Below are 22,551 nucleotides of genomic sequence, written 5' to 3'. Positions count from 1 at the left end.
TCAGTGGGTCCATAGACCGGGTGTCAGATCGGGATCTTCGATGGCCTGTTCGGCATCGCGACGCGCCTGCTCTTTCTTGCCGACGGGCATAGAGGGCGCCTCGTCTTCGCTCTGCTTCAAGGCCCGTTCCGCCAGGACGCGATCCCGTGCCGCCATCTGTTTCTTCATCTCCTTCATTGCGCCGACGTTGCCCGCGTTCACCTGCTCCGCCAGCCGCGCCAGCAACCACAACTCCTGCCGCGTCCGCTGCATGTCCCGCATCTTGAGCGTAGAAAAATAATACTTCCGCAGGGTGGGGAGGCTGATCCCCAAGGCTCGCGCCGCCTCCGCGTCGCTGTAACCCTGTGCCAAAGCCAAGATCACAATGTTTTCGTTTTCTTGCGACCAACAATGAGCAGGCCGCCCACGCCGCCCGCTCGGCAACGTCCGAAGCCCCCCAAAAAGGTCTTCCGTCAGAATTTCATGCCCCAAGAAAAAAATCCCCCGCTAGCTGTGTGGCGGGTCTGGCAGACAGCCGGTTGCGAGGTTTCCACCGCCCCCCGGACTCACCAATCGCCGCGTGCTTCGATCCGCTGCTTTTCGGCGTCGTGCCACGCCTTCGTCACCGACTGCAGGTTGCCAAGATCCCAGAACAGCTCGGGATCCCAGCGGTGTGGCCGGATGTGGTCGACTGTCGGGCTGTTCGGCGCGGGATACGTCCCGATCAGCAGGGCACCCGTCTGGCGGCACACCCAATTGTCCCGATCCAAAGCCAACCGGCGCAGCCTTTGCCAGCGCGCGGTCGAGTACCAATTCGGTCGCGTGGCATTGCGCGCCTTCAGCCGTTCCTGCTCCGTGGCAGGCCGGGCCAACCGCGCCGGCACCCGTGCGAGACGCGGCTTGATCGTCTTCAACCGCGCCATGCCGACCTCCGAAAACGCAACGCGCCCGGCAGGGATGTTCCCTCCGGGCGCGGCTGTGTTGCTGGCACTTTGTCTAGATCGGTTCACTTTCCCAAAGCAAGCCCCTTTCGGATCGCAGGCCCGGCAGCCATCCACGGCGCGCCAGGCGGCATCTGCCGCGTGACCGTCAGACGCTCCAGCGCGCCATAGGCGATGACCTCCTTCTGGACGTGCAGCAGCGCATGCCACCAGGCGCGGTAGATCCGACGCGCCGCCGCGATGTGATCGGCGCTCGGCTCGAAGGTCACGGGCGTCATGCGAACCTCGACCGTGCGCTCGAACCACCGGGCCGCGCGCCCTGCCCGCTTCCACTCGCGAACGACAGCGTGGTCGACGACGACGGATCGCGCCTTGCGCGCGCCGAACCTATGCCCGCCCTTCCAGTCGCGGGGCACGCATCGCGGAACGACGCCGACCATCGCGTCCGGGATCAGGCCGGAACGGGCCGTCTCGGCGACGGCCAGCGCCTGGCGCAATCCGCCCAACCGGTTCGGCAGACGCGACAGCGCGGCCACCAGCACCTCGGCATCCATAGGCACGGTGTCGCGACGATACCCACCGCCGTCGATGGCACAGCCAACCCGCCCGCGCTCGATCATGACATGCTCCATGCCGTAGCTGGGCCGCCGGGCAAGGTCGAGGTGATCGCCCGGCAGTTCCAGCCGCGCACCTTCGTCGCGAATGGCCCATTGCAAGGCATCCCAGATGCCCATGACCCGATGCCGCACCGGCGCTGGCCGCGAAGGGGCCCGGGCAACGAGGCCACCGACGGGATCGGGCGCGGCGGATGCGCCGGGGGCCACCCGGCGGACAACCGGATCCACCCGCCTCACGCGATCGACAGGAAAGACAGCGATGGCTGCGATCTCGGCGGGCGTCAGCCGTCCCATCACACCGCCCCGCCCATCGCGGCGATGTCGCGGCACTCGGCCTCGGCCGCGATGCGCCGGTCCAGCCAGGCGCGGTCGTCGGGGGCCAGATCCTCGCCGTCCGCCAGCGCGGTTTCCAACGCTTCGCGGCGCAGGATCTCGGGGCGGGCCTGATCGCGCAGCTGGCTCAGGGCGAACGGCTTGGGCCAGACGCGCACCCGGCGCAGATGGATCTGCACCTCGGGGGCATAGCCCTCTTCGATCACCCGCGCGCCATCGGCATGGCCCCAGAAGGACATCATCAGGGGCGACGGCCCGACCTGCGGCGACTGGATGTCCGCCGCCCACCGCAGCAGGACGCGCGCGATTGGAAACCGATCCTTGTCGCGCCCGCCGGGCGATGCCTCGGCCTTCTCCAGCAGCGCCGCCAGATTGGGCGGGGTCATGTAGGCCAGCTTGGCGCGCAGCTCGGCCTGCATCGCTTCGAATTGCACCTTGGGCATGCCCACCGGTTTCGTCAGTCCCAGCCGCAGCAGAGGGGCGATCAACTGATCCTCCACCCGGCGCTCGCCTTCGTCCTGCGTTGTCCTGTCCATGTCCCTGCCTTTCTCTGCCTGCCCGACTTATCCACAGACGCGCCCGCTTCGACTGTCCGCGCGCGCTGCCTGTCTTTTCATGTTCCTGTCTATTTCCCTGTCGAAGCGGACTGTCCGGCGACTGTCCGCGACTGTCCCGGACAGTCCAAAACTGTCTTCGGGACACGTTTCGACAGATCGTCTGCCTATCTCCGGTCGCGCGACCCCCCGATATTCTGACGATGGCGCACCCAGGCGCGCACGCCTTTCTCGATCCAGCTGGCCACGCGCTTGACGCAGCCTTCTTCAATCAGCCACTCATCTATCCAGCGCACAGCGTGGTCGTTCTCGGCCAGCGCCTTGTCCAGTCCGGCCAAACTGATCCGCAGTCGCTGGATCCGCTTGGCAGAGTTGGCGGCATCGGTGCGCGCCCTGTTGTCCTCGCGCCGCGCAAAGCCTTCCGTCAGGGACCGAAGCACGGTGTCGTGCATCAACCGCACCTCGCCATCGCACCGGCAGGGATGCCACCGGTGCAGCGGCCCAAGCGGCAGCTTGACCAAATCTTCGAACTGGGTCCGGTCAGCCCGCAGAAGGCGCGCCAACGTGGCCATGTCCTGCGGCAAGGTCCCGATCGGCGATTGGTCATAAGCATGGTTGATAAGGTCGAAATACATCGCCTTGCAGACCCAGTCGCCGCGCAACCCCATGTCGCTATTCAACCACCTCCGGCGCTCCCACGGCATGAACCAGTGGCTATCCAGGCGATCCTCGATGCCGAACGGATATTCGGGCAGATCGTCGGTCGCCACTGGGGCCAGAAAAAGGGCTTTCACGTCGGTCATGCAGCGTCCTCCACCGAATTGATCACAACCGCGATCAGGGCTTTGACTTCCGGCGGGGCGTAGCCGCCCGCGCCCATGCTGGCCCGCACAGCCCGGGCCAGCCGCTGCAGGTATCCGCAGTCGCCCTTGGCCAGATACCTGCCATCGGCGAGGCGCAGGCCATCAATCCGTGCGTGGCGGGTCATGGCGCGCGCCCTCCGACGACGGCGCACCTGCGCCAGCAGCGGTCGAAAACCGTCGCACGGCCCAGCCGCACCAGGTCACGGCGCAGGGCAAAGGCGGCGAAATGCAGCCAGTGGCCCGGCACGGCCTGATGGCGGTCCGATGCCCGAATGGCGCGGTCGCAAGCGGCGGTCAGCGCGGCGTCGGACATCAACGCCAGCGCGATATCAGGCGCGGCGGCGCAGGTCGGCAGCGGCTCGAACGCCTCGCCCGCCGGATCCGCGTCGAAAGGCTGCGCGCGGATCATCGGTCGGCACCATAGACGGGGCGCGGGCCAGAAACCAAGGCAGACGGCCGCCCTGCCACCCAGACCCCGGTCACACCCCACCCCCCGATCAGCGCGCCACGATTTCCAACCGTTTCCCGCCTTTTATTGTATTTACAAATATTGCGCCTACCTGATTTTTCGTGCATACAATAAATATGGAAAAGATGATCACATGGGACGAACCGAAACGGCAGGCGAACATCGCCAAGCACGGCCTCGACTTTGCCGATCTGACCCCGGCCTTCTTTGCCGATGCCGACGTCCTGCCCGCCCATACGAACCGCCTGATGGCCGTAGGCACGTTTCAGGGACGCCGCGTGATCGTCGTCGTGTTCCGCCCGCTGGGGCAAGAGGCGCTCTCGGTCGTTTCCATGCGCCCCGCAAACTTCAAGGAAAGGTAGGCCCCGAATGACGAACAAATGGCCCCAGTTCATCACCCGCGACCTTGGCGACAGTGACGCCGACCGCGCCGAAATGGACCGCCGGTGGCGCGCGTACGACCGCGACATGCGCGCCTTGATCGCCAAGGGCGGCCTGCACCAGGACGATGACGGATGGTGGGTCGAAACCGCCACCGGAACGCTGGTCGGCCCGGATCCGGACATCGAACGTCCGCTCAGCGATACCGACTTGGCCCGGCTGCGCCCGATGGAACAGGTGGCACCCGAACTGGCGACACGCGCCAGGGGTCGGCCAAAGTCGGACAACCCGAAACAGCCTGTGACGATCCGGCTCGACGCCGATCTGGTGGAAACGCTGCGGGCGACCGGCAAAGGCTGGCAATCCCGCGTGAACGACATGCTGCGCACCGCCATGGATCTGTGACCGACCTCGCGCCTGTCACGGGGGGTCGCACACGGGCCGCGCATCGCGGTCGCGCCGGGCGCGATCTCCAGGGCCGCACCCTCACTCAATACGACCGCCCGGCGGCGAACCCCGGTCACTCCCCACCCCCGATCAGCACGACGCGCCGATTGGTGCGCAGCATGGCGGCGGCGGCGGTGGCGATGACATGGCACCGGTCCCAACCGTCGGTGACCCAGACGGCCATCGCATCGGCGCGATCCACGATCAGCCGCTCCACTTCGACCCAATCCGCGTCGTCGCGCGCGGGCGTCACCCCGTCGCAATGCAACAGCACCTCCGCCCGCGCGAGCGCCGGACAGACCGGCGACAAACCGGCCCCCAGCAACGCTTGAAACGCGGCGACGGACCGGCGTTCCAACAGGCGGCCGGGCGCGTCCAGCGCGTCCAGCCGGGGGCCACTGACCCGCGCCGTGACCCCCAGATAGACGACCTGCCCGCGCAGCAGCGGCACGGCGCAGCCCACCTCTGCCCGCGTCAGCAGCAGGCCCGCCGCGCGGTAATGATCCAGGTCGCATTCGCCCCACCAGCCGGTCACGTCAGCACCACCACCAGCCACAGCATAACCACGGCAACACCGGCACAGCGCGCCCAGCCGTCGCGGGCGCGGCGCAGCGCGGCTTCTTCGTCGCGGGCGAAACGGTAGGGGATGGGGCGGGTCATTGATGCCCCCTCTTGATCCGGCGGAAAAACTTTTCCGACCGGCTCGCGCGGGCCTGCCACAATGACCAATCCGACACGGTCGCGGCGCGGCGATGCACCCGCGATGCCATGCGTCGCCAGAACCGTCCCGCGATCCGCCATCCGGTGCGGCAGATCAGGCCCCCACGCGCGCTCACGATGCGTTCTCGTCGATAAGGTCGAACACCGCTTCGGCCCCCGCCAGGGACAGGACAGCCAGCATATAGCGAAAGTGCGGCGTGTTCTCGCCACGCAACCAATTGCGAACTGTGCGCGGATGGACGTCGCGGGCGTCGGTTGTCAGCAACTCCGCCACTAGGTCGGCCAGTTCGTTTTCCGACGTGGCCTCCGGGAACGCCCGCCAAAGCTGCCGCGCGAACCATGCCAGTCCGGCATCTTCGGACACGCGGACGCGCCGACGCGATTTTCTGAAAGACTTTTCCAAGGGGCGTGCTCCATGATGGTCCTGTGCAGGGACCTTCTTGGAAACAGACCGAAAGGAACGGGGGGCGGCGGCGGTCATGCTGCCGCCCCTTTGTTGTTGACCGGTTCTCTGACGTCGCGGAAGTTCGATGTCATTGATTCCACAGAAAGACTTGTTTCATGGCAAAATCCGCGACCAGCGACTGCCCGAGCTGCGGCAACACCATCTCGCGCAAGGCGTTCAACTGCCCGAGCTGTGGGCACCCTTTGAGGAAGGCGAAACGCGGCCTCTTCGGAAAGCTGTTCAAGTCGCTGCTGATACTCTTCAACATCCTGATGGTGCTCTTCTTCATTCTCTGGCTCGGAGTGGCCACGGACGGCGTCAACCAGATGTCGGATGCCAAGGCGGCGGGCACGGCGACCGGCACCGGAACTGTCGTCTCGTCCATTTTGGTGCTCTTGGTTCTGGGCAACGTCATCCTCGGGCTGCCCACCCTGCTGACCCGACCACGGAAGAAGGATGATAAGGGGCGACGGGCATGCCCCCGTGCCTTCGCTGGCGGGAACGATGCCCCTACGAGTGGCGGCGCGGGCGAGCTGCCCCCCCGATCCCGCGCCGACGCCACACCGAACCAGGATTTGACGATGCAGCAGTTCAACCAGATGAGTTTTCGATTCATCGCCGTCGACGTCGAAACGGCGAACGAAGACCCTGCCTCGATCTGCCAGATCGGACTTGCTGGCGTGCCAGAGCGGGGAGAAATCATCCAGACCGGGACGTTGATCAATCCGCGCGCCGACTTCGATCCCTACAACACCAACATCCACGGCATCACCGCGCAACATGTCCGAAAGGCCCCGACATTCGACCGCGCGCTCGAACACCTGCGCGGCGTGTTGGAACGACATACGCTTATCCAGCACAGCCATTTCGACGAACGCGCCATCGGCGCCGCTTGCGACGCGAACCGGATGCCCCGCCTCCTCACGACGTGGCGTGACAGCGTGAAAATCGCGCGCGGCGCATGGCCGGAACTGCGCGAGGACGGCGGACACGGGCTGGCCAACCTCAAGGCAAAGCTGGACCTGGGTGGCCGTCACCACGATGCAGAGGATGACGCCCTTGCCGCAGCGCAGGTGGTCCTGCTGGCGGAACAGCACACCGGGAAAAACTTCGAAGACATTCTCACAGCCCGAAAGCAGGCGGCGCGGGACTGGGCGAAACCCATTTCGATGGACGGCAATCCCGTCGGGCCGCTGCATGGACTGACGGCCTGCTTCACGGGTCAGATTTCGCTGACGCGCCGGGACGCGGCGAAGATCGCGGCTGATGCGGGGATAGAGATCAAGGCCGGAGTTTCGAAGAAAGTACACATCCTCGTCGTCGGCGATCAGGACCTGACCCTTCTCGCGGGCCATGAAAAGAGCAGCAAGCACCGCAAGGCCGAAGACCTGATCGCGGAGGGCCACGACATTCGGATCGTCGGAGAGACGGAATTCCTCGCGCTGGTCGGCAAAACGTGAGGCCGAGTGCCGATTGTCGGAGGCGGTCATGCTGCCGCTCCGGTTCGGTCTACCCCGACGCCCCGCTGCGACCGCTGGACCAGATCGGCCAATGGCATTGCGGCAATCGTCTCCATGGAAAGGGGCCAGCCACGGTCGGCGGCGGCCCGCTGGATTTCCAGCCATCGCTTGCTGGGAATACCCCGACCACCCCAAGAAACGACCGTTTGTGCCGGGCATTTCAAGTCTCTCGCCAGAGCCGCTGCACTGGGCCACGGCTTGGCCGAAATGATATTTTCGAGGTCACTCATAGTTGCGTTAAATGCAAAACGCATTTTCTCATGTCAATGCCTTTCGCATTTGTCGCGGGTGTAGCCGTTTCGACATGAACGATATCCACACCCGCTTGCGCGTCGCCCGCGAAACCGCTGGCTATGAAACCGCCGCCGATGCAGCCCGCCGCCTCGGCATGAAGGTGCCAACATATACCGGCCACGAAAACGGCTCCCGGGGCATCAAGGCCGACACCATCCGAAGCTACGCCAGGGCGTTCAAGGTTGACGAACAATGGCTTCTGTTCGGCAAAGGGCGCGGCCCTGGAGCGGTGCGTGGCTCAACGGCCGATGGGTTCTCGGAGCCTGCGCTCGTTCCGTTTGAGATTCGGGAAACCTCGAACCGACCCGCCTTCCTGGCCTCCGCGCTTGAGATAACAGAAAAAGGGAAAACTCTCTTTTTGCTGAACCGATCTTACCCTGAGCTACATCTGCTAGTCGGCGACATTCTCGTCGTGAATCTCAATCCGAGCCACACGACTGACACCCTCGCAATCATCAATTACGCGGATCCAAACACCGGTGAAGCTGAGACCGTAGTGCAACGGCTGCTGCAAGGTCGACCCATTCCGGCACTGGACCCCGGACAACAGCCCACCGTTCGCGGGCAGGGGGTTACCATGGGGTTAATTGAGGGCGTAATCCGCAGCTTCTGATCCACGCAAACACTACAGAACGAAGCGCACCCCCGCGAAAATTCGCGGCGATGCATTTTGCCTTGACGCGTCGCAATGCAAAATGCATTTACTCCATCAATGCGAATTGCATCTGACGGAGCCACCCATGCACCCTCAACGCCCCGAAGACCCCCGCCTGACCCGCGACGCCGCCATCGGCCACGACGCGCACATGGCCCTCCTCCTCGCCGCCGCCCAACTCCGCGCCACCATGACCGGGCGGGCGTCGTGATCTTTCAGACGATACTTGCAATCGCGGTCGGCCCATTCGCGACCGGTTGCCGCCTCGCCTGACCCCCCACACCCATCCGGTGCCGCCTTCCCTTCTCCCGGGCGGCATCGGCTTCCCGGACGCGACCCTCGCGTCCGGGGCCGAGCGGGGGACGGACCCGTCAGAGGTCCGCCCCCGCGACCTCCCCCAAAAAGGACACCCCCATGACCGCACAGATCGTCATCATCGCCGACCGCGTCCGCAACATCGTCGCCGATGTCACCTCCCAACCGCACGACCGCGTCATCGAAACGGCCCATCTGGTCCGCGACCTCGAACTGGACAGCCTCGACATGGTCGAACTGGCAATGGCGCTGGAGGAAGCTTTCGGCATCGACCTCGAGGATGCGAACCTCGAATCCGTCCCGACCGTCGGCGCGCTGATCGCCGTGATCGAGGCCCGGACATGACCGTCCCCGCCATCCGCACCCGCAAGCCCAGCCTGCCGGGCACCCACCTGCCCGCGTGGTGCCTGACACTCATGGCCGACCTGCACGCGAAATGGGCGCGCGAAGTCGAAGACGATGGGGACCACGACGCGGCAACTCACCACCGCCGGGCCGCGGCCCGGCTGCGCAGCGACATCCGCCGCACCAACGCCCGCCGCCCGGTGCAGATCACCGAAGGGACAGCGCCATGACCGCGCCCCTGCCCCTCACCCCGACGGACGATTGGCTGCGGCAGGCCCGGACGATCGTGTCCAGCCCGACCGCCGAACAATCGCCGACCCTGCGCGGCATCGCCTGGGCCACGTTGATGGCCGCGCGCGGGCATCGATGCCGCCAGCACCGCCCGCCCAGGCCGCCTGCCGCGCCCGGCGGCACGCCCTGCCTGATCCTCGTTTCCGGAGACTGACATGACCCGACCCGACATCCCGCCGCTGGACGCCGTGCAATGCGACGCGATCCGCACCGTCCTGTCGCGCCTGCAGACCCTGCACCGCGTCGAATGGCCGGCGATCATGGCCGCCGAGGTGCGGGCAGCTGGCGACCGCTACGCAGTCCCCGAGGATTATCCCCGCGGCGGCATATGCACGATGTCGCTGCACGGCGTGACCGCATTCGGCATCGACCCCGTGTCGATGGCCGAAACCTGGGCCACGACGGCGCGCACCGCGCTCAACGCCGCCGCCCTGTCCGCCCCCCTGCCCGGCACCGCCGCATGACCTGTGCAGCGGACTCGACTGCACAACCATTCACCCCGGCCCCGTGGATGCACGCCGCCAGGCCCGCCGAACTGGAACGCTTCGCCACCCTGACGGTCCGGATCGGCCATCGACAGCAGAGCATCGACGACATGCGCGCCGAACAGGACCGGATCAGGATGCGCTGCATCCGCCGCCGCCGCCGCGCATGCGGACTGACCTGACACCCCACCAGACACCCGCCGCGCCGGGTCACTCACAGGCAAGAACCGACCGGGGGCGCGGCCCCGGTCACACCAAGGGACCGAAGATGGACACGATACAGATTCTGACCGCGCACCTGGACCCCGCCCTTCGGCGAATTCCAGGCCCGCGCGAAATCCTCGACCGGGCACCCACGTTGCGCTGTGCCGACGGGTTCCAGCTGTCCGTCCAGGCAGGACGTCACAACTACTGCACACCGCGCGACAACACAGGCCCTTGGTCGGATGTCGAGGTCGGCGCGCCCTCTAGCCAGGTGGCCGATCTGGAGCCGTTTGCCGACGCACCGGGGCCATGGGCCGCGGTCTACGCATATGTCCCGCTGCACGTCGTGGCCGCGATCATCGACCAGCACGGCGGCGTCGCATCGCCGCCCGCTGTCGCAGCATGACCAACCACCCGCTCCGCGTCCTGATCGGCTGCGAAACGTCCGGCGTCGTCCGGCGGGCCTTTGCCGCGCGCGGGCATGACGCCTGGTCCTGCGACCTGCTGCCGGCCGAGGACGGATCGAACCGACACTACGTCGAAGATGTGCGCGACTGCATCGCGCGCGGCGGCTGGGATCTGCTGGCGGTCATGCACCCGCCCTGCACCCGCCTCTGCAACAGCGGGGTGCGCTGGCTGACGACGCCCCCGCCTGGGCGTACGCTGGACGAAATGTGGGACGACCTGCGCGCCGGGGCCGACCTGTTCAACGCCTGCTGGACCGCCGACATTCCCCGCGTCGCCGTTGAAAACCCCGTGATGCACAAACACGCCCGCGCGCTGATCGACGGACAGCCTCGGCCAACGCAGGTCGTGCAGCCGTGGTGGTTCGGCGATCCGGCTTTCAAGGGAACGGGGCTCTATCTGCGCGGCCTGCCCCCTTTGACACCGACGGCCCGCCTGACCCCGCCCACCAAGGGCACCGACGATCACAAGCAATGGTCCGCGATCCACCGCGCCCCGCCGGGCCCCGATCGCGGGCGGATCCGCAGTCGGACCTTTCCCGGCATCGCCGACGCCATGGCCGATCAGTGGGACGGTTCCGCGATGGAGGAGGCCGCATGACCACACCGGGCATTACCACCCATTCGGAGGACTGACATGACCGCCGCGCGGCCATCAATTGCCTTTCCCCCTCGCCTCCTGCCCGCGCCGCAGGCGGCGGCATACATCGGCGTGTCGGAAAGCAAGCTGCGCACCCTAAAAATCCCACGCCGCGTCCTCGACGGCAAACGGCTCTATGACGGGCTTGCCCTTGACGCCTTCGCCGATGACCTCGCAATAGAAGGGCAGGCCGATGACACAGGGTGGTAACATGCGCGTGGATTTCCCCGGTCTGACGGAGGAACGGCTACCATCCGGGAACAAGCGCTGGCGCGTTCGGGTCGAGGGCGCGCGGGCGCGGAAAATCACCTTGCCGTTCGGCCCGGAGCATCCCGATTTCGACAGCCACTATCGTGCCGCCCGCGCCGGGGAACGGCTGTCGGTCCCGCAGGACACCGGGCCAGATCGCGGGACGCTAGGCTGGCTCGCGACCGCCTACCTCAAGCACCTGGGCGCGATGGTCGAGGCCAAGGACGCCTCCTCCCTGACGCTAAAGGAACGGGTCAGTCTGACAACGTTCCTGCTTGGCCAGCAGAGCGAACAGCCCAAGTCGCGCGGCAAGGAATATCGCGGCCTGCCCGCCGTGATGCCCGCCGCCGAGCTTCACGCCCTCAAGGACCGGATGGCCGCGACGCCAGGCAAGGCCCGCAACGTCTGGAAGCTGCTTATCGCGCTCTACGACTTCGGGGTGGATCGGGGCTATTGCTCGATCAATCCTGCCCGCGCCGTGCCTCGCCCGACTTACCGCAGCGCCGGGGGCGCAACGCCGTGGACCGTCGAGGATCTGGATGCCTACCGCGAACGGCACCCGCCCGGAACGATGGCCCACCTCGCCCTGACGTTGTTCATGTTCACAGCCTGCCGGATCGGGGATGCCTACCGTCTGGGCCGACAGCACGAAACACGGCACGCGGGGCAGCTCTGGCTTGACTGGCAACCGGCGAAGAAGGGTTCGCGCCGGGTCACGATCCCCGTCCTTGCCCCGCTGGGGCGCGCCATCCGGGCGCAGACCATCGTTGGCCCCACCTACCTGCTGACGGAAGCGGGGAAGCCCTTCGCCAGCCCGGAGGCGCTGCGGAACTGGTTCAAGAAGCGATGCCGCGAAGCAGGCCTGGAGGATCGCTCATCGCACGGCATCCGCAAGGCGGCGGGTCACATTCTCGCGCTGAACGGGGCCACGCAATACGAGATCATGTCCGTGCACGGCCACGCCAACGCCTCGACCTCTCAGGTCTACACGGAGTCCGTGGAACGGATGCGATTGGGCGAGATGGCGGCGAGCCGTCTGGCCGCTATGGATTGGTAATGTGGACCACGGCACGTTTTTTCGTGGGGCACATTTGCCGTAAGTTTCTGTAAAAGCTACTGTATTCCAAACCGCTACAAGTCCTGCCGGGCCTACCATTCCTCCTCCCGACGTTGGCATCGTTAACGTCTTGGTAACCTTCTGGGGCCAGATTGTCGGCATGACACGTTTGCGCGCCCTCCTCCCGCTGTTGCTCTTGCTTGGCTGCGTCCCGACGGTGCCTGTCTCTGTTGCTTCCGCCCCGCTCAGCGCCGCCGACAAGACCGTTGCACAGGCTTATATCCGCGAAAGCCTGCGTGACCCGGACGGGGCCCGGTTCCGACGCGAAGAAGGGTTTCGAACCTCGCAAGGCGACACGATCATCTGCGGGGAATATAATGCGACCAATGGGTTCGGCGGCTACGTTGGCTATTCGACCTACTATATCCGCCTGCGGGACGGATTGGTGGACGCGGCCCAGTTCGGCAACAGCTTTGGGGCGATCGGCTGCCGCGATGCACGGGCGGGCACCATCGAGGTTCCGGCCTGAACACCGTGGGGTCAGACCGGGATCACGATCTCCGCCTTCAGGCCCCCCATGTCCGATTCGCCAAGGCGCAGGCTGCCACCGTGCGCGCGGGCGACGTCGCGCGCGATGGCCAGACCCAGACCCACGTTGCCAGCGGTGTTGCTGCGCGCAGCATCCAGGCGCGCAAAAGGTCGCACCGCCGCATCCCGTTGTTCCGCCGGAATGCCGGGGCCATCGTCTTCGATGACAAACGTCACCCAGTTCTCGCTGACCACCACCGAGGCGCGCACGCGCGCGCCGTAGCGCAGGGCATTGCTGACCAGATTCGCCAGCGCCCGCCGCATGCCGTCAGGAGACAGAACGACCTGCGCCCCCTGCCCCGCAACCGGCACATCCCGCCCCGGCGCTGCAAGATCGACCGCCCCGCGCAGCAAGGCCAGCGCATCGACCGTCTCTTTTGAATCGTTCGCCTCGTCCCGCGCGAAGTCGAGGAACGTGTTGATAATCCGCTCCATGGCCGCGACATCCTCCGCGAGGTCGGCGGCCTCCGGGGCGTCCATCATCGAAAGCTCCAGCTTCATCCGGGTCAAAGGCGTGCGCAAATCGTGACTGACACCGGACAACAGCAGGGTGCGCTGCTCCATATGGCGTTCGATCCGGGCGCGCATGGCCAGAAAAGCCGTCCCGGCCGCCCGCACCTCGGTCGCGCCCGAGGGCCAATAGCTCCTCGATTCGCCGCGCCCAAAGGCCTCGGCTGCGCGGGCGAGCCGTCGGATCGGGCGGATCTGTCCGCGCAGGAACAAGAATGAAATCGCCGTCATCAGCAGGGCCGTGGCCACCATGAACACTAGAAGCTGATGCGGGTTCGCGGCCGAGACATTGTTGCGCGAAAAGGTCATGCGCATCCCGGTCTCGAAGCCGACCTTCACGGTCTTGCGCTCGCTGACGGTGTCGACGGCGACGATGCCGGCCATGGCTTCTGTCAGTTGTTCCCGCATGGCCCGCGCCGACAGGTCCCAGAACCGGATGTGATCCTCGACCGGACCGACGTCCAGCCGGATGCCCAGCGGTGACGCAAGATCGGGCTGAGACCGGACAAGCTCCAACTCCCGCACCATGTTGGAGGTCATCTGGATCGTCACATCCTCGTAATGGCGTTGCAGGAACATGACCGCTACGGCAAGTTGAATGACGACGACAGGCAGGATCAGGATCAGCGCGGCGCGCGCGTAAAAGCTGCGTGGCAGCCAGCGCCGCGAGGTGGCGCGGCGGGCCAGCGCGGGGTGCGGATCAGTGGAAAGGTCAGATGACATGAGCAAAGGCTACTCCGCACACGAGGCGGACGAAAGCGGGCTGCTGCGCATCTTGGCCCCCAACCCGTCCCCCATGACCGAAGCCGGGACCAACAGCTATATCCTGGGCACCGAGGACCTGGTGATCATCGACCCAGGACCAGCGGACGCGGCCCATATGCACGCGATCGTGCAGGCCATCCGCAACCGGCCTGTCCAGGCAATCCTGGTCACCCATTCGCACCTGGATCATTCGCCCGCCGCACGGCCCCTGTCCGATCAGCTGGACGCCCCGGTTCTGGCCTTTGGCGCGTCCGACACCGGGCGCAGCGATCTGATGCGCCGTCTTTCGGACCGCGTTGGCGGCGGCGAAGGCGTGGACACCGGGTTTTGCCCCGACACCTTGATCGGTCAGGGCGACGTCCTGTCGGGTCAGGGATGGACCCTGCACGCGCATCATACGCCCGGACACATGGCCAATCACCTGAGTTTCGAATGGCCCGAGGGTGGCACGGTTTTCACAGGCGATACGGTGATGGGCTGGGCCAGCACGCTGATCTCGCCCCCGGACGGCGACCTCGGGCAGTTCATGACATCGCTGACCCGTCTGGAGCAGCTGCCTGCCACCCGTTTCCTGCCGGGCCACGGCCGCCCCTGCGCCCCTGCCCGATGTGCCGAGATGCGGTCTCATCGCCTGACACGAGAGGCCGCGATCCTGGCCACCCTCACCCATCCCCGCAGCATTGCCGAGGTCGTGGCCGAGGTCTATCGCGACACCCCCGCCGCGCTCCATGGTGCGGCTGCGCGCAACGTCCTGGCACACCTGGTTTATCTGGCAGAGGCAGGCCGCGTCACAGCACGACCGGGGATCGACCCGGACGCTCTTTGGCAAAGAAGTTGACCACCGCGCGGAAAAAAGCACCGCGCCCCCCTTGCATGCCCGCTGCGCCTTGGCTAATCCCGCCCACGTGTTCCGGCGTAGCTCAGCGGTAGAGCAGTTGACTGTTAATCAATTGGTCGTAGGTTCGATCCCTACCGCCGGAGCCATAAAATATATACAGAACAAGGCGTTGAGCAGACACCCTGCCCGACGCCTTTTCTTTTGCCTCTGCGCTTCCGCTTGGAAAACCGGGTGCGGTGCAATCGTAGGCGTGCGCTTTGGGCTGGCCTTGTTTCACTCATGCGGCAGCGGGGGCACGCGTGGATCAGGCCGACTTGCGGACAGACCTGGCAGGTCGGGAACCACGCAGCACCCAGGGGGCCTCGCGACTTGATCTGTTCGCAGCCTCGTTCCTCGGCGGGGTCCAATTTCTTGGCAGCAACCCAAGCGCGTTACCCAGCTGTCCGATTGTCCGGATCGGATCGGCGCGGAAAGTCTCGCTGACATCCGGCCGCGCAGCGAAGGTCGCGCTTGCTCCGGCTACATCGCGCCGGGATTGATAAGGTAGCGTCCGAGGTCGGCACGCGGTATCCCGCCAGTCGCCCCCTGCGCCGAACGGCGCCCGGACCGCATCGACCCAATGAAAGGCAACCACATGACCCTGCGAACTGCCGGGGGCCTCGCTGCCCTGACCTGCGCCGCGACCTATCTGGTCGGGTTCGCCCTCCTCCTGACGATACTCGCACCGCTCGGCTTTGGCAGCAGTGAGATCGACGCGGTTGCGGTCGTGGCCTTTGCGGCAGAAAACCCCGGCCTGCTCATTGCCTGGAACACCACGATCTATGTTGTGAACGCCCTCGCCCTGGCTGTTCTTGTCGTGGCGTTGCACGCGACGGCCGGACGCCACCCTGGCGGCCTGGCAGAGGTGGCACGCCTGATCGGAACGGTCTGGGTCGCACTTGTGCTGGGTGCCGGCATGATCGCGAATGTTGCGGTGGAACGGGCGCACGCCCTGGCGGCGGATCCGGACGTTGCCGCCGCCTTGTGGCAAACGCTCCATGCGGTTGAACTGGGTCTGGGCGGCGGCAACGAGATCGCGGGCGGGGCCTGGATCCTGTTGGCAAGCGGTGCGGGGCGGGCAAGCCGTGCGATGGGCCGGGCGACGGCCCTGATCGGCGGTGTCACCGGGGCGGCTGGCTTGGCCACGATCCTGCCTCCTTTGGGGGACGTGGCAGGGGCGGTTTTTGGCCTCGGCGCGATTCTGTGGTTTCTTGCGGTTGCCGCGACAATGCTCCGACCGTCCGCGACCCCAGTCAGGGCAGATGCCGACCCCGCCGAGTCCTGAAAACCGGATAGGAACGCGCAGGCCCCGACAGGGCCCAGGTCGACGCAAACCGCTGACGCCATGGTTTGTCGACCGGACGACCGGCAAGCACCTGTTCCCTGACGCGGCAAAGCTTTCCGCCAGGCCCGAACGCGCGGCCTGGCAGGGCCACTTGCTTACGCGCCAGAACGCCGCAAGCGACGTCGAATTCACGCAGAAACCTGAGAGAATTGGCTGGGGTGGTAGGATTCGAACCTACGACCTGCGGTACCAAAAACCGTTGCGCTACCACTGCGCCACACCCCAACCGTGCGGCGTGAGATAGTAGAGGCCTTGCGGGGCCGCAAGAGAAAATTCCCTCTCGCGGCCTGCTTTTCGATCTAGCCGCGGGCGGCGCGGATCAGACGCAGAATGTCCTGTGCCGCTGACGGGATGTTGGTGCCCGGACCAAAGATCGCCGCGACGCCCGCGTCGCGCAGAAAGGCATAGTCCTGCTGCGGAATGACGCCGCCGCAGATCACGATGATCTCGCCCGCGCCCTCTGCCTTCAGCGCGTCGATCAGTTTGGGGGCCAGCGTCTTGTGCCCCGCCGCCTGGGACGAGATGCCGATGACGTGGACGTCGTTGTCGATGGCATCCTGGGCCGCCTCTTCGGGCGTCTGGAACAAGGGGCCAACGTCCACGTCGAACCCGATATCGGCAAAGGCCGTGGCGATGACCTTGGCCCCCCGGTCGTGACCGTCCTGGCCCATCTTGACCACCAGCATGCGGGGGCGGCGACCCTCTTCCTCGGCGAAAGCTTCGACATCCGCCTGGATCGCGGCGAACCCTTCGTCGCCCTCGTAGGCGGCACCATAAACCCCGGCGAGCGTCTTTACCTCGGCGCGGTGACGCCCGAACACCTTTTCCATGGCCATGCTGATCTCTCCTACGGACGCGCGATGCCGGGCGGCCTCTACCGCCGCTTCCAGCAGGTTGCCGCCGTCGCGCGCGCGTCGCTCCAGCTCGGCCAGGGCGGCATCGCAGGCGGCCTGGTCACGGCTGGCCCGGATGCGGGTCAGGCGCGCCACCTGAGATTCGCGCACCGCGTCGTTGTCGATGTCCAGGATGTCGATCTCGTCCTCGGTCTCGCGCCGGTACTTGTTGACGCCAACGATGACGTCCTCGCCCCGGTCGATCAGGGCCTGCCGGGTAGCCGCCGATTCCTCGATCCGCAGCTTGGGCATGCCAGAGGCGACGGCCTTGGTCATGCCGCCCATCTCCTCGACCTCTTCGATCAACTGCCAGGCGGCTTCGGCCATGTCGTGGGTCAGCTTTTCAACGTAGTAGGACCCGGCCAGCGGATCGACGACGTTGGTCACGCCAGTCTCTTCCTGCAGGATCAGCTGCGTGTTGCGCGCGATCCGGGCCGAATTCTCGGTCGGCAGCGCAATCGCCTCGTCAAAGGAATTGGTGTGCAGCGACTGCGTCCCGCCCAGCACCGCCGACATCGCCTCGTAGGCGGTGCGTACGACGTTGTTGTAGGGGTCCTGTTCCTGCAACGACACGCCAGACGTCTGGCAATGGGTCCGCAACATCGAAGACTTGGGGTTCTTCGGCTCAAACTCCGCCATGATGCGATGCCACAGCAGGCGCGCGGCGCGCAGCTTGGCCGCCTCGGCGAAGAAGTTCATGCCGATGGCGAAAAAGAACGACAGCCGCCCGGCGAACCGGTCCACATCCATGCCCGCCGCGATGGCCGCACGCACGTATTCGCGCCCGTCCGCCAGGGTAAAGGCCAGCTCCTGCACCAGGTTCGCGCCCGCCTCCTGCATGTGATAGCCAGAGATGGAGATGGAGTTGAACTTCGGCATCTCGTTCGCGGTATATTCAATGATATCCGCGATGATCTTCATGCTGGGTTCAGGCGGATAGATATAGGTATTCCGGACCATGAATTCCTTGAGGATGTCGTTCTGAATGGTCCCCGACAGGGCCGCGCGGTCCACGCCCTGTTCCTCGCCCGCGACGATGAAATTTGCCAGGATCGGGATCACCGCGCCGTTCATGGTCATCGAGACACTGATCTTTTCCAACGGGATGCCGTCGAACAGGATCTTCATGTCCTCGACCGAGTCGATGGCCACGCCCGCCTTGCCCACGTCGCCCACGACGCGCGCATGGTCGCTGTCGTAGCCCCGATGCGTCGCCAGATCGAAGGCGACCGAGACGCCCTGCTGTCCGGCGGCCAATGCCTTGCGGTAGAAGGCATTCGATTCCTCGGCTGTCGAAAACCCCGCGTATTGCCGGATCGTCCAGGGCCGGCCCGCATACATCGTGGCCTTCACCCCGCGCGTATAGGGGGCCTGACCGGGAATGCCGCCCAGATGGTCGACGCCTGCCAGATCCTCGGCGGTGTACAGCGGCTGGACGGCGATCCCCTCCAGCGTCTGCCAGGTCAGGTCTTCCAACGGGCGGCCACGCAGCTCTTGTTCGGCAAGCTCGGTCCAGATTGCCCTCGGGTCAGTGTCTTGCACCATGGATGCGTCCTTTCCTGTCGTGCGCAGGACCGTCATCGGACCCCTGCGTCAGATATGTTGCCCGCCCATCGGCGCCCGCGCGCAGCCAGGCCAGATCATCGGCATAGGCCCCTTGCAGCGCCGCCGTTTCGTCGGGGGTAAAGGGGGCATAGCGGTCCCCCACCCCCGTAAGCCGGGTCGTGCAACCTTCGTCGCGCAACCGGTCGCGCAGCGCGCCAAGGCCGGGCGAGGCGTTCAACGCGGGCCGCCCCGGACGCGACGGCGCGCGCCCGGTCAACGCCTGAAATATGGTGTCAGGGCGGCTGCCGAATTCCTCGTGGGTCCAGACGGTCAACCGTACCTTGGGCAGGGCAAGGGCCAGATCCTCGATCACCTGTCGCCAGCCACGGCGCGCGCGCAGCACCGCCTCCAGAGTGGCTTGGTCCGGCGGGGCAAAGCCCGTCGCCATGGAGGCCGCAAACACGCTGCCCCACCATGCGTCCGGGCTGCGGATCGCAAGGCAGACCCGGTCGACCCCCGGTACGGCACGGCTCAGCCGCGCCATCCGCGCCGATATCGTCGGATAGAGACGCCCCAACAATACGTTTTCCCGCAAACTGCCCAGCAGCGCTTCGTCTGAAATCACAAGGCGCTGCACCCCGTCGCCGGTCAACGCGCCGCGCCGCATGGCCACGCGGCCCGCCGCGCGGTGCACCCGCTGATCGCGCCGCGCGTCCACCATGCCCGGGTCGCCCAGCAGCCCGCTCATCAACCCGGTGCGGGTCTGACGCGGGGTCCAGACGCCCAGATGCGCCGCCTCCAGCAGGGCCGCATCACGATCCAGCAGGCGATGCAGGCTGCCGTTCGCGGTACGATGGGCACCAACGTGCAGGGTGACGGGCGGGATGCGGGTCAGGGTCATGGGCGCAGCTTTGACAAGGGACGGGATGCCCGATGGCATGCGCCCAGGCCCGTTCGCAGGGGGTTAAAGGCGGAAATGACGTCAAATTGCAGGGTTATCGCGCCTAAACCCTTCGCGCGGACGCCCCGCCCACCTATATCCTGTGTCAGACAGGAGGACTGCCCCGAAATGACCCTGCCCCGCGCCCTCGCCCTGATTGCCAGCCTCGCCCTGGCCACACCCGCTCTCGCCGCCGAGGGGCAGTCGGTCGAAGACGCCTGGACCGAAGATCCGACGCGCGTCTTTGCCGCCGAAGAAATCGACCTGGACGCCTTGCAATGGGTTGCCCGTCCCGTGGTGATTTTCGCCAACTCGCCGCGTGATCCGGCGTTCATAGAACAGATGGACGCCTTGGAACGTGACATCGAACAGCTCGTCGAACGCGATGTGATCATCATCGTCGACACCGACCGCGACAGCGGGTCGGACCTGCGCCAGAAACTGCGGCCGCGCGGCTTCATGCTGGTGCTGATTGGCAAGGACGGAGAGGTGAAGCTGCGCAAACCCCTGCCCTGGACGGTGCGGGAACTGAACCGGTCCATCGACAAGATGCCGATGCGCCAGCGAGAAATCCGCGAGAACCGATAACGTAAGCCGCGGCTTTCCAATCGCAGGCCCTGCCCCGCGCCAAGGCGCGGAGCAAGGGGACAAGGGATCAGAAAGCCGCAGGTCAAGGGATCACTCGAATTCCAGGATCACGTCGTCCACCGCCAGGCTGTCGCCCGGCGCGGCGTTGACCTTGGACACGCGGCCCTTCTTCTCGGCGCGCAGGATGTTTTCCATCTTCATCGCCTCGACCACGGCCAACGCCTGCCCTTCCTGCACTTCGTCGCCCTCGGCCACGTCGATGCGCACGATCAGACCCGGCATCGGGCAAAGCAGGAACTTGGACGTATCAGGCGGCAGCTTCTCTGGCATCAGGGCCGCCAGCTCTGCCTGGCGCGGGGTGCGGACATGGACCTTCAGGTCGGCCCCCCGCGTGCGGATACGGAACCCGCCCGAGATCTTGCCCACCTTCATCACCACGCCTTCGCCGCCCACGACCATGCGCGCCAGCTGATCGCCGGGCGTCCAGTCGCCGCTCACCCGCAGGGTCATGTCACCGATGGTCACATCGGCCCCGTGGGGGTCGGCGGCAATGACGCAGTCGAACCGCGCGCCCCCCAGCGTCACCACCCAGTCGGACCCGACCTTGCGTTCGTGGTTGTCCATGCGTCCCGACACGCGGGTGCGCCGGATTTCGGCCACCCTGTGCATCGCCGCGGTGGCCGCCGCGATGCGGCGCAAGTGATCCTCCGGCAGATCCACGCCCTCGAACCCGTCGGGATATTCCTCGGCGATGAAGGCCGTGGTCATATCGCCAGAGACGAATTTCGGATGATCCATCACGGCGCTCAGGAACGGCAGGTTGTGGCCGATCCCCTCGACCTCGAACCCGTCCAGCGCGTCGCGCATGCCCTGGATAGAGGCCGCCCTGTCCGGGCCCCAGGTGCACAGCTTGGCGATCATCGGGTCGTAATACATACTGATCTCGCCACCCTCGAAGACGCCGGTGTCGTTGCGCACGACGGGGGCGTCTGGCGTGACGCCGGGGGCATAGCCCTCGGTCTCGGCAGGCGGGCGATAACGGGTCAGCCGTCCGATGGACGGCAGGAAGCCGCGATACGGATCCTCTGCATAAAGCCGCGATTCCATCGCCCAGCCGTTCAGCGTCACATCGTCCTGCGTCATCGACAGCGGCTCACCGGCCGCGACGCGGATCATCTGTTCCACCAGGTCCACGCCGGTGATCAGCTCGGTCACCGGGTGTTCCACCTGCAGACGGGTGTTCATCTCCAGGAAGTAGAAGTTGCGGTCGCCATCGACGATGAATTCCACCGTGCCCGCGCTGGCGTAGCCAACCGCATGGGCGAGCGCGAGCGACTGCTCGCCCATCGCCTTGCGCGTGGCCTCATCCAGGAACGGCGACGGGGCCTCTTCCACGACCTTCTGGTTGCGCCGCTGGATCGAACATTCACGCTCGCCCAGGTAGACGCCGTTGCCGTGCTGATCGCAGAGCACCTGGATCTCGATGTGACGCGGCTGGGTCACGAACTTTTCGATGAACATGCGGTCGTCGCCAAAGCTGCTGGCGGCCTCGTTCTTGGACGCCTGGAACCCTTCGGCGACCTCGCCCTCGTTCCAGGCAATCCGCATGCCCTTGCCGCCACCGCCCGCGGACGCCTTCAGCATCACCGGATAGCCGATCTGGCCGGAAATCTTGATCGCCTCTTCGGCGTCCTCGATCAGGCCCATGTGGCCCGGCACGGTGCTGACGCCCGCCTCCTGCGCGATCTTCTTGGAGGTTATCTTGTCCCCCATCGCCTCGATGGCCCGCTTGGGTGGCCCGATGAACGCGACGCCCGCCGCCTCCAGCGCCTCGGCGAACTTCGGGTTCTCGGACAGGAAGCCATAGCCCGGATGCACCGCCTGCGCGCCGGTCTGCTTGATGGCGTCCATGATCTTGTCGATCACGATATAGGACTGGTTGGCCTGCGGCGGGCCGATGTGCACGGCCTCGTCGGCCATCTTGACGTGCAGGGCGTTCCGGTCGGCGTCGGAATAGACGGCGACCGTCTTGATCCCCATTTTTCGCGCGCTCTTGATGACGCGACAGGCGATTTCGCCTCGGTTTGCGATCAGGATCTTGTCGAACATGGGTCCCCCTCAGGTCCGGCCCAGCGGCCGCCCCCCTGCGTTGTCGTTAGGCAAAAGAAAGGGCCGCCCGGTCACATGACCGGACAGCCCAGATGTATCTTGGGACGCCGTGGCGCCCGGAGC

32 protein-coding genes and 2 tRNA genes are annotated in these 22,551 nt (G+C 66.1%); 19 read left to right on the top strand and 15 right to left on the bottom strand.

What is annotated here, in order from left to right; genetic code table 11:
• The 7 genes from K3551_RS09380 to K3551_RS09350 all read right to left on the bottom strand — a co-directional run bounded on the left by K3551_RS09380 (position 1) and on the right by K3551_RS09350 (position 3,696).
• Positions 1–252 carry a hypothetical protein gene (locus tag K3551_RS09380; protein WP_259912750.1) on the bottom strand — a complete coding sequence of 84 codons (252 nt, stop codon included), beginning with the start codon at positions 250–252 and terminating at the stop codon, positions 1–3.
• 293 nt (positions 253–545) lie between these two features.
• Entirely contained in the window at positions 546–902 is a 357-nt protein-coding gene (locus tag K3551_RS09375; RefSeq protein WP_259912749.1) for an HNH endonuclease, read from the bottom strand.
• Between the two features lie 83 nt (positions 903–985).
• Positions 986–1,831, bottom strand: a complete 846-nt coding sequence (locus K3551_RS09370) for a hypothetical protein (RefSeq protein ID WP_259912748.1) — start codon at positions 1,829–1,831, stop codon at positions 986–988.
• Positions 1,831–2,406: a hypothetical protein gene (locus K3551_RS09365; protein WP_259912747.1), complete on the bottom strand. Its 576-nt coding sequence runs from the start codon at positions 2,404–2,406 to the stop codon at positions 1,831–1,833. Before K3551_RS09365 ends, K3551_RS09370 begins: the two co-directional genes overlap by 1 nt.
• A gap of 185 nt (positions 2,407–2,591) precedes the next feature.
• Positions 2,592–3,227 carry a hypothetical protein gene (locus K3551_RS09360; protein ID WP_259912746.1) on the bottom strand — a complete coding sequence of 212 codons (636 nt, stop codon included), beginning with the start codon at positions 3,225–3,227 and terminating at the stop codon, positions 2,592–2,594.
• Positions 3,224–3,412 carry a hypothetical protein gene (locus K3551_RS09355; RefSeq protein WP_259912745.1) on the bottom strand — a complete coding sequence of 63 codons (189 nt, stop codon included), beginning with the start codon at positions 3,410–3,412 and terminating at the stop codon, positions 3,224–3,226. The genes K3551_RS09360 and K3551_RS09355 overlap by 4 nt, the downstream gene beginning before the upstream one ends.
• Positions 3,409–3,696, bottom strand: coding sequence for a hypothetical protein (locus K3551_RS09350; RefSeq protein ID WP_259912744.1), 288 nt, complete (start codon positions 3,694–3,696; stop codon positions 3,409–3,411). Before K3551_RS09350 ends, K3551_RS09355 begins: the two co-directional genes overlap by 4 nt.
• Positions 3,697–3,872: 176 nt before the next feature.
• Between K3551_RS09350 and K3551_RS09345 the strand changes: the two genes are divergently transcribed.
• Both K3551_RS09345 and K3551_RS09340 read left to right on the top strand, forming a co-directional pair.
• The gene (locus K3551_RS09345; RefSeq protein WP_259912743.1) at positions 3,873–4,118 is read left to right on the top strand and encodes a BrnT family toxin; all 246 of its coding nucleotides are present in this window, start codon (positions 3,873–3,875) and stop codon (positions 4,116–4,118) included.
• Positions 4,119–4,125: 7 nt separating this feature from the next.
• Positions 4,126–4,542 carry a BrnA antitoxin family protein gene (locus K3551_RS09340; RefSeq protein ID WP_259912741.1) on the top strand — a complete coding sequence of 139 codons (417 nt, stop codon included), beginning with the start codon at positions 4,126–4,128 and terminating at the stop codon, positions 4,540–4,542.
• Positions 4,543–4,657: 115 nt separating this feature from the next.
• Here the strand turns inward: K3551_RS09340 and K3551_RS09335 are convergent, their stop codons facing one another.
• From K3551_RS09335 to K3551_RS09325, 3 genes are all read right to left on the bottom strand, one after another.
• Positions 4,658–5,119 (bottom strand): hypothetical protein, encoded by a 462-nt coding sequence (locus K3551_RS09335; RefSeq protein WP_259912740.1) that lies wholly within the window; start codon positions 5,117–5,119, stop codon positions 4,658–4,660.
• Complete coding sequence (locus tag K3551_RS09330; protein ID WP_259912739.1) at positions 5,116–5,244, bottom strand: hypothetical protein; 129 nt, start codon at positions 5,242–5,244, stop codon at positions 5,116–5,118. The genes K3551_RS09335 and K3551_RS09330 overlap by 4 nt, the downstream gene beginning before the upstream one ends.
• Positions 5,245–5,416: 172 nt before the next feature.
• Positions 5,417–5,668, bottom strand: coding sequence for a hypothetical protein (locus K3551_RS09325; protein ID WP_259912738.1), 252 nt, complete (start codon positions 5,666–5,668; stop codon positions 5,417–5,419).
• A 197-nt stretch (positions 5,669–5,865) separates the two neighbouring features.
• On the opposite strand from K3551_RS09325, the gene K3551_RS09320 reads away from it, so the two are divergent.
• The 13 genes from K3551_RS09320 to K3551_RS09260 all read left to right on the top strand — a co-directional run bounded on the left by K3551_RS09320 (position 5,866) and on the right by K3551_RS09260 (position 12,797).
• Positions 5,866–7,209, top strand: coding sequence for an exonuclease domain-containing protein (locus tag K3551_RS09320; RefSeq protein WP_259912737.1), 1,344 nt, complete (start codon positions 5,866–5,868; stop codon positions 7,207–7,209).
• Between the two features lie 364 nt (positions 7,210–7,573).
• A complete protein-coding gene (locus K3551_RS09315; protein ID WP_259912736.1) occupies positions 7,574–8,176 on the top strand; it encodes a helix-turn-helix transcriptional regulator in 603 nt (200 codons plus the stop codon).
• Between the two features lie 127 nt (positions 8,177–8,303).
• Positions 8,304–8,429 (top strand): hypothetical protein, encoded by a 126-nt coding sequence (locus K3551_RS09310; RefSeq protein WP_259912735.1) that lies wholly within the window; start codon positions 8,304–8,306, stop codon positions 8,427–8,429.
• 203 nt (positions 8,430–8,632) lie between these two features.
• Positions 8,633–8,878, top strand: coding sequence for an acyl carrier protein (locus tag K3551_RS09305; protein WP_259912734.1), 246 nt, complete (start codon positions 8,633–8,635; stop codon positions 8,876–8,878).
• The gene (locus K3551_RS09300) at positions 8,875–9,108 is read left to right on the top strand and encodes a hypothetical protein (protein WP_259912733.1); all 234 of its coding nucleotides are present in this window, start codon (positions 8,875–8,877) and stop codon (positions 9,106–9,108) included. The genes K3551_RS09305 and K3551_RS09300 overlap by 4 nt, the downstream gene beginning before the upstream one ends.
• Positions 9,105–9,323: a hypothetical protein gene (locus tag K3551_RS09295; RefSeq protein ID WP_259912732.1), complete on the top strand. Its 219-nt coding sequence runs from the start codon at positions 9,105–9,107 to the stop codon at positions 9,321–9,323. The genes K3551_RS09300 and K3551_RS09295 overlap by 4 nt, the downstream gene beginning before the upstream one ends.
• 1 nt (position 9,324) lies before the next feature.
• Positions 9,325–9,633: a hypothetical protein gene (locus K3551_RS09290; protein ID WP_259912730.1), complete on the top strand. Its 309-nt coding sequence runs from the start codon at positions 9,325–9,327 to the stop codon at positions 9,631–9,633.
• 47 nt (positions 9,634–9,680) lie between these two features.
• The gene (locus tag K3551_RS09285; RefSeq protein WP_259912728.1) at positions 9,681–9,836 is read left to right on the top strand and encodes a hypothetical protein; all 156 of its coding nucleotides are present in this window, start codon (positions 9,681–9,683) and stop codon (positions 9,834–9,836) included.
• Positions 9,837–9,922: 86 nt separating this feature from the next.
• Positions 9,923–10,264, top strand: coding sequence for a hypothetical protein (locus K3551_RS09280; protein ID WP_259912727.1), 342 nt, complete (start codon positions 9,923–9,925; stop codon positions 10,262–10,264).
• On the top strand, positions 10,261–10,923 hold the full coding sequence (locus K3551_RS09275; RefSeq protein WP_259912726.1) for a hypothetical protein: 663 nt from the start codon (positions 10,261–10,263) through the stop codon (positions 10,921–10,923). Before K3551_RS09280 ends, K3551_RS09275 begins: the two co-directional genes overlap by 4 nt.
• Positions 10,924–10,959: 36 nt before the next feature.
• Positions 10,960–11,172, top strand: a complete 213-nt coding sequence (locus K3551_RS09270) for a DNA-binding protein (protein ID WP_259912725.1) — start codon at positions 10,960–10,962, stop codon at positions 11,170–11,172.
• Positions 11,156–12,268, top strand: a complete 1,113-nt coding sequence (locus K3551_RS09265; RefSeq protein ID WP_259912724.1) for a site-specific integrase — start codon at positions 11,156–11,158, stop codon at positions 12,266–12,268. The genes K3551_RS09270 and K3551_RS09265 overlap by 17 nt, the downstream gene beginning before the upstream one ends.
• 160 nt (positions 12,269–12,428) lie before the next feature.
• Positions 12,429–12,797, top strand: coding sequence for a hypothetical protein (locus K3551_RS09260; RefSeq protein ID WP_259912723.1), 369 nt, complete (start codon positions 12,429–12,431; stop codon positions 12,795–12,797).
• An 11-nt stretch (positions 12,798–12,808) separates the two neighbouring features.
• Here K3551_RS09260 and K3551_RS09255 read toward each other — a convergent pair whose 3' ends face one another.
• Complete coding sequence (locus K3551_RS09255; RefSeq protein ID WP_259912722.1) at positions 12,809–14,089, bottom strand: ATP-binding protein; 1,281 nt, start codon at positions 14,087–14,089, stop codon at positions 12,809–12,811.
• On the opposite strand from K3551_RS09255, the gene K3551_RS09250 reads away from it, so the two are divergent.
• The 3 genes from K3551_RS09250 (at position 14,088) to K3551_RS09240 (ending at position 16,293) form a co-directional block, all read left to right on the top strand.
• Positions 14,088–14,969, top strand: coding sequence for an MBL fold metallo-hydrolase (locus K3551_RS09250; protein ID WP_259912721.1), 882 nt, complete (start codon positions 14,088–14,090; stop codon positions 14,967–14,969). The genes K3551_RS09255 and K3551_RS09250 overlap by 2 nt on opposite strands.
• Before the next feature lie 71 nt (positions 14,970–15,040).
• A tRNA-Asn gene (locus K3551_RS09245) sits at positions 15,041–15,115 on the top strand.
• 488 nt (positions 15,116–15,603) lie between these two features.
• Entirely contained in the window at positions 15,604–16,293 is a 690-nt protein-coding gene (locus K3551_RS09240; protein ID WP_259912720.1) for a hypothetical protein, read from the top strand.
• A gap of 210 nt (positions 16,294–16,503) precedes the next feature.
• Here K3551_RS09240 and K3551_RS09235 read toward each other — a convergent pair.
• The 3 genes from K3551_RS09235 to K3551_RS09225 form a co-directional block, all read right to left on the bottom strand.
• Positions 16,504–16,578: transfer RNA gene (locus K3551_RS09235), tRNA-Gln, on the bottom strand.
• Between the two features lie 74 nt (positions 16,579–16,652).
• Positions 16,653–18,791 (bottom strand): methylmalonyl-CoA mutase, encoded by a 2,139-nt coding sequence (gene scpA / locus K3551_RS09230; protein WP_259912719.1) that lies wholly within the window; start codon positions 18,789–18,791, stop codon positions 16,653–16,655.
• Complete coding sequence (locus K3551_RS09225; RefSeq protein ID WP_259912718.1) at positions 18,775–19,692, bottom strand: hypothetical protein; 918 nt, start codon at positions 19,690–19,692, stop codon at positions 18,775–18,777. Before K3551_RS09225 ends, scpA begins: the two co-directional genes overlap by 17 nt.
• A gap of 168 nt (positions 19,693–19,860) precedes the next feature.
• Between K3551_RS09225 and K3551_RS09220 the strand changes: the two genes are divergently transcribed.
• On the top strand, positions 19,861–20,319 hold the full coding sequence (locus K3551_RS09220; protein ID WP_259912717.1) for a DUF4174 domain-containing protein: 459 nt from the start codon (positions 19,861–19,863) through the stop codon (positions 20,317–20,319).
• 90 nt (positions 20,320–20,409) lie between these two features.
• Here the strand turns inward: K3551_RS09220 and K3551_RS09215 are convergent, their stop codons facing one another.
• A complete protein-coding gene (locus tag K3551_RS09215) occupies positions 20,410–22,428 on the bottom strand; it encodes an acetyl/propionyl/methylcrotonyl-CoA carboxylase subunit alpha (protein ID WP_259912716.1) in 2,019 nt (672 codons plus the stop codon).
• Between the last annotated feature and the right edge of the window lie 123 nt (positions 22,429–22,551).

This window comes from Jannaschia sp. M317 (genome assembly GCF_025141175.1).
GTDB lineage: Bacteria > Pseudomonadota > Alphaproteobacteria > Rhodobacterales > Rhodobacteraceae > Jannaschia.
This window is presented reverse-complemented; position numbering and strand designations above follow the sequence as displayed.

Bases quoted from the DNA above. Each gene is read 5' to 3' on its own strand.
- K3551_RS09380 (WP_259912750.1), bottom strand. From the start codon at position 252: ATGCAGCGGACGCGGCAGGAGTTGTGGTTGCTGGCGCGGCTGGCGGAG.
- K3551_RS09375 (WP_259912749.1), bottom strand. From the start codon at position 902: ATGGCGCGGTTGAAGACGATCAAGCCGCGTCTCGCACGGGTGCCGGCG.
- K3551_RS09370 (WP_259912748.1), bottom strand. From the start codon at position 1,831: ATGGGACGGCTGACGCCCGCCGAGATCGCAGCCATCGCTGTCTTTCCT.
- K3551_RS09365 (WP_259912747.1), bottom strand. From the start codon at position 2,406: ATGGACAGGACAACGCAGGACGAAGGCGAGCGCCGGGTGGAGGATCAG.
- K3551_RS09360 (WP_259912746.1), bottom strand. From the start codon at position 3,227: ATGACCGACGTGAAAGCCCTTTTTCTGGCCCCAGTGGCGACCGACGAT.
- K3551_RS09355 (WP_259912745.1), bottom strand. From the start codon at position 3,412: ATGACCCGCCACGCACGGATTGATGGCCTGCGCCTCGCCGATGGCAGG.
- K3551_RS09350 (WP_259912744.1), bottom strand. From the start codon at position 3,696: ATGATCCGCGCGCAGCCTTTCGACGCGGATCCGGCGGGCGAGGCGTTC.
- K3551_RS09345 (WP_259912743.1), top strand. From the start codon at position 3,873: ATGGAAAAGATGATCACATGGGACGAACCGAAACGGCAGGCGAACATC.
- K3551_RS09340 (WP_259912741.1), top strand. From the start codon at position 4,126: ATGACGAACAAATGGCCCCAGTTCATCACCCGCGACCTTGGCGACAGT.
- K3551_RS09330 (WP_259912739.1), bottom strand. From the start codon at position 5,244: ATGACCCGCCCCATCCCCTACCGTTTCGCCCGCGACGAAGAAGCCGCG.
- K3551_RS09320 (WP_259912737.1), top strand. From the start codon at position 5,866: ATGGCAAAATCCGCGACCAGCGACTGCCCGAGCTGCGGCAACACCATC.
- K3551_RS09315 (WP_259912736.1), top strand. From the start codon at position 7,574: ATGAACGATATCCACACCCGCTTGCGCGTCGCCCGCGAAACCGCTGGC.
- K3551_RS09310 (WP_259912735.1), top strand. From the start codon at position 8,304: ATGCACCCTCAACGCCCCGAAGACCCCCGCCTGACCCGCGACGCCGCC.
- K3551_RS09305 (WP_259912734.1), top strand. From the start codon at position 8,633: ATGACCGCACAGATCGTCATCATCGCCGACCGCGTCCGCAACATCGTC.
- K3551_RS09300 (WP_259912733.1), top strand. From the start codon at position 8,875: ATGACCGTCCCCGCCATCCGCACCCGCAAGCCCAGCCTGCCGGGCACC.
- K3551_RS09295 (WP_259912732.1), top strand. From the start codon at position 9,105: ATGACCGCGCCCCTGCCCCTCACCCCGACGGACGATTGGCTGCGGCAG.
- K3551_RS09290 (WP_259912730.1), top strand. From the start codon at position 9,325: ATGACCCGACCCGACATCCCGCCGCTGGACGCCGTGCAATGCGACGCG.
- K3551_RS09285 (WP_259912728.1), top strand. From the start codon at position 9,681: ATGCACGCCGCCAGGCCCGCCGAACTGGAACGCTTCGCCACCCTGACG.
- K3551_RS09280 (WP_259912727.1), top strand. From the start codon at position 9,923: ATGGACACGATACAGATTCTGACCGCGCACCTGGACCCCGCCCTTCGG.
- K3551_RS09275 (WP_259912726.1), top strand. From the start codon at position 10,261: ATGACCAACCACCCGCTCCGCGTCCTGATCGGCTGCGAAACGTCCGGC.
- K3551_RS09270 (WP_259912725.1), top strand. From the start codon at position 10,960: ATGACCGCCGCGCGGCCATCAATTGCCTTTCCCCCTCGCCTCCTGCCC.
- K3551_RS09265 (WP_259912724.1), top strand. From the start codon at position 11,156: ATGACACAGGGTGGTAACATGCGCGTGGATTTCCCCGGTCTGACGGAG.
- K3551_RS09260 (WP_259912723.1), top strand. From the start codon at position 12,429: ATGACACGTTTGCGCGCCCTCCTCCCGCTGTTGCTCTTGCTTGGCTGC.
- K3551_RS09250 (WP_259912721.1), top strand. From the start codon at position 14,088: ATGAGCAAAGGCTACTCCGCACACGAGGCGGACGAAAGCGGGCTGCTG.
- K3551_RS09255 (WP_259912722.1), bottom strand. From the start codon at position 14,089: ATGTCATCTGACCTTTCCACTGATCCGCACCCCGCGCTGGCCCGCCGC.
- K3551_RS09240 (WP_259912720.1), top strand. From the start codon at position 15,604: ATGACCCTGCGAACTGCCGGGGGCCTCGCTGCCCTGACCTGCGCCGCG.
- scpA (WP_259912719.1), bottom strand. From the start codon at position 18,791: ATGGTGCAAGACACTGACCCGAGGGCAATCTGGACCGAGCTTGCCGAA.
- K3551_RS09225 (WP_259912718.1), bottom strand. From the start codon at position 19,692: ATGACCCTGACCCGCATCCCGCCCGTCACCCTGCACGTTGGTGCCCAT.
- K3551_RS09220 (WP_259912717.1), top strand. From the start codon at position 19,861: ATGACCCTGCCCCGCGCCCTCGCCCTGATTGCCAGCCTCGCCCTGGCC.
- K3551_RS09215 (WP_259912716.1), bottom strand. From the start codon at position 22,428: ATGTTCGACAAGATCCTGATCGCAAACCGAGGCGAAATCGCCTGTCGC.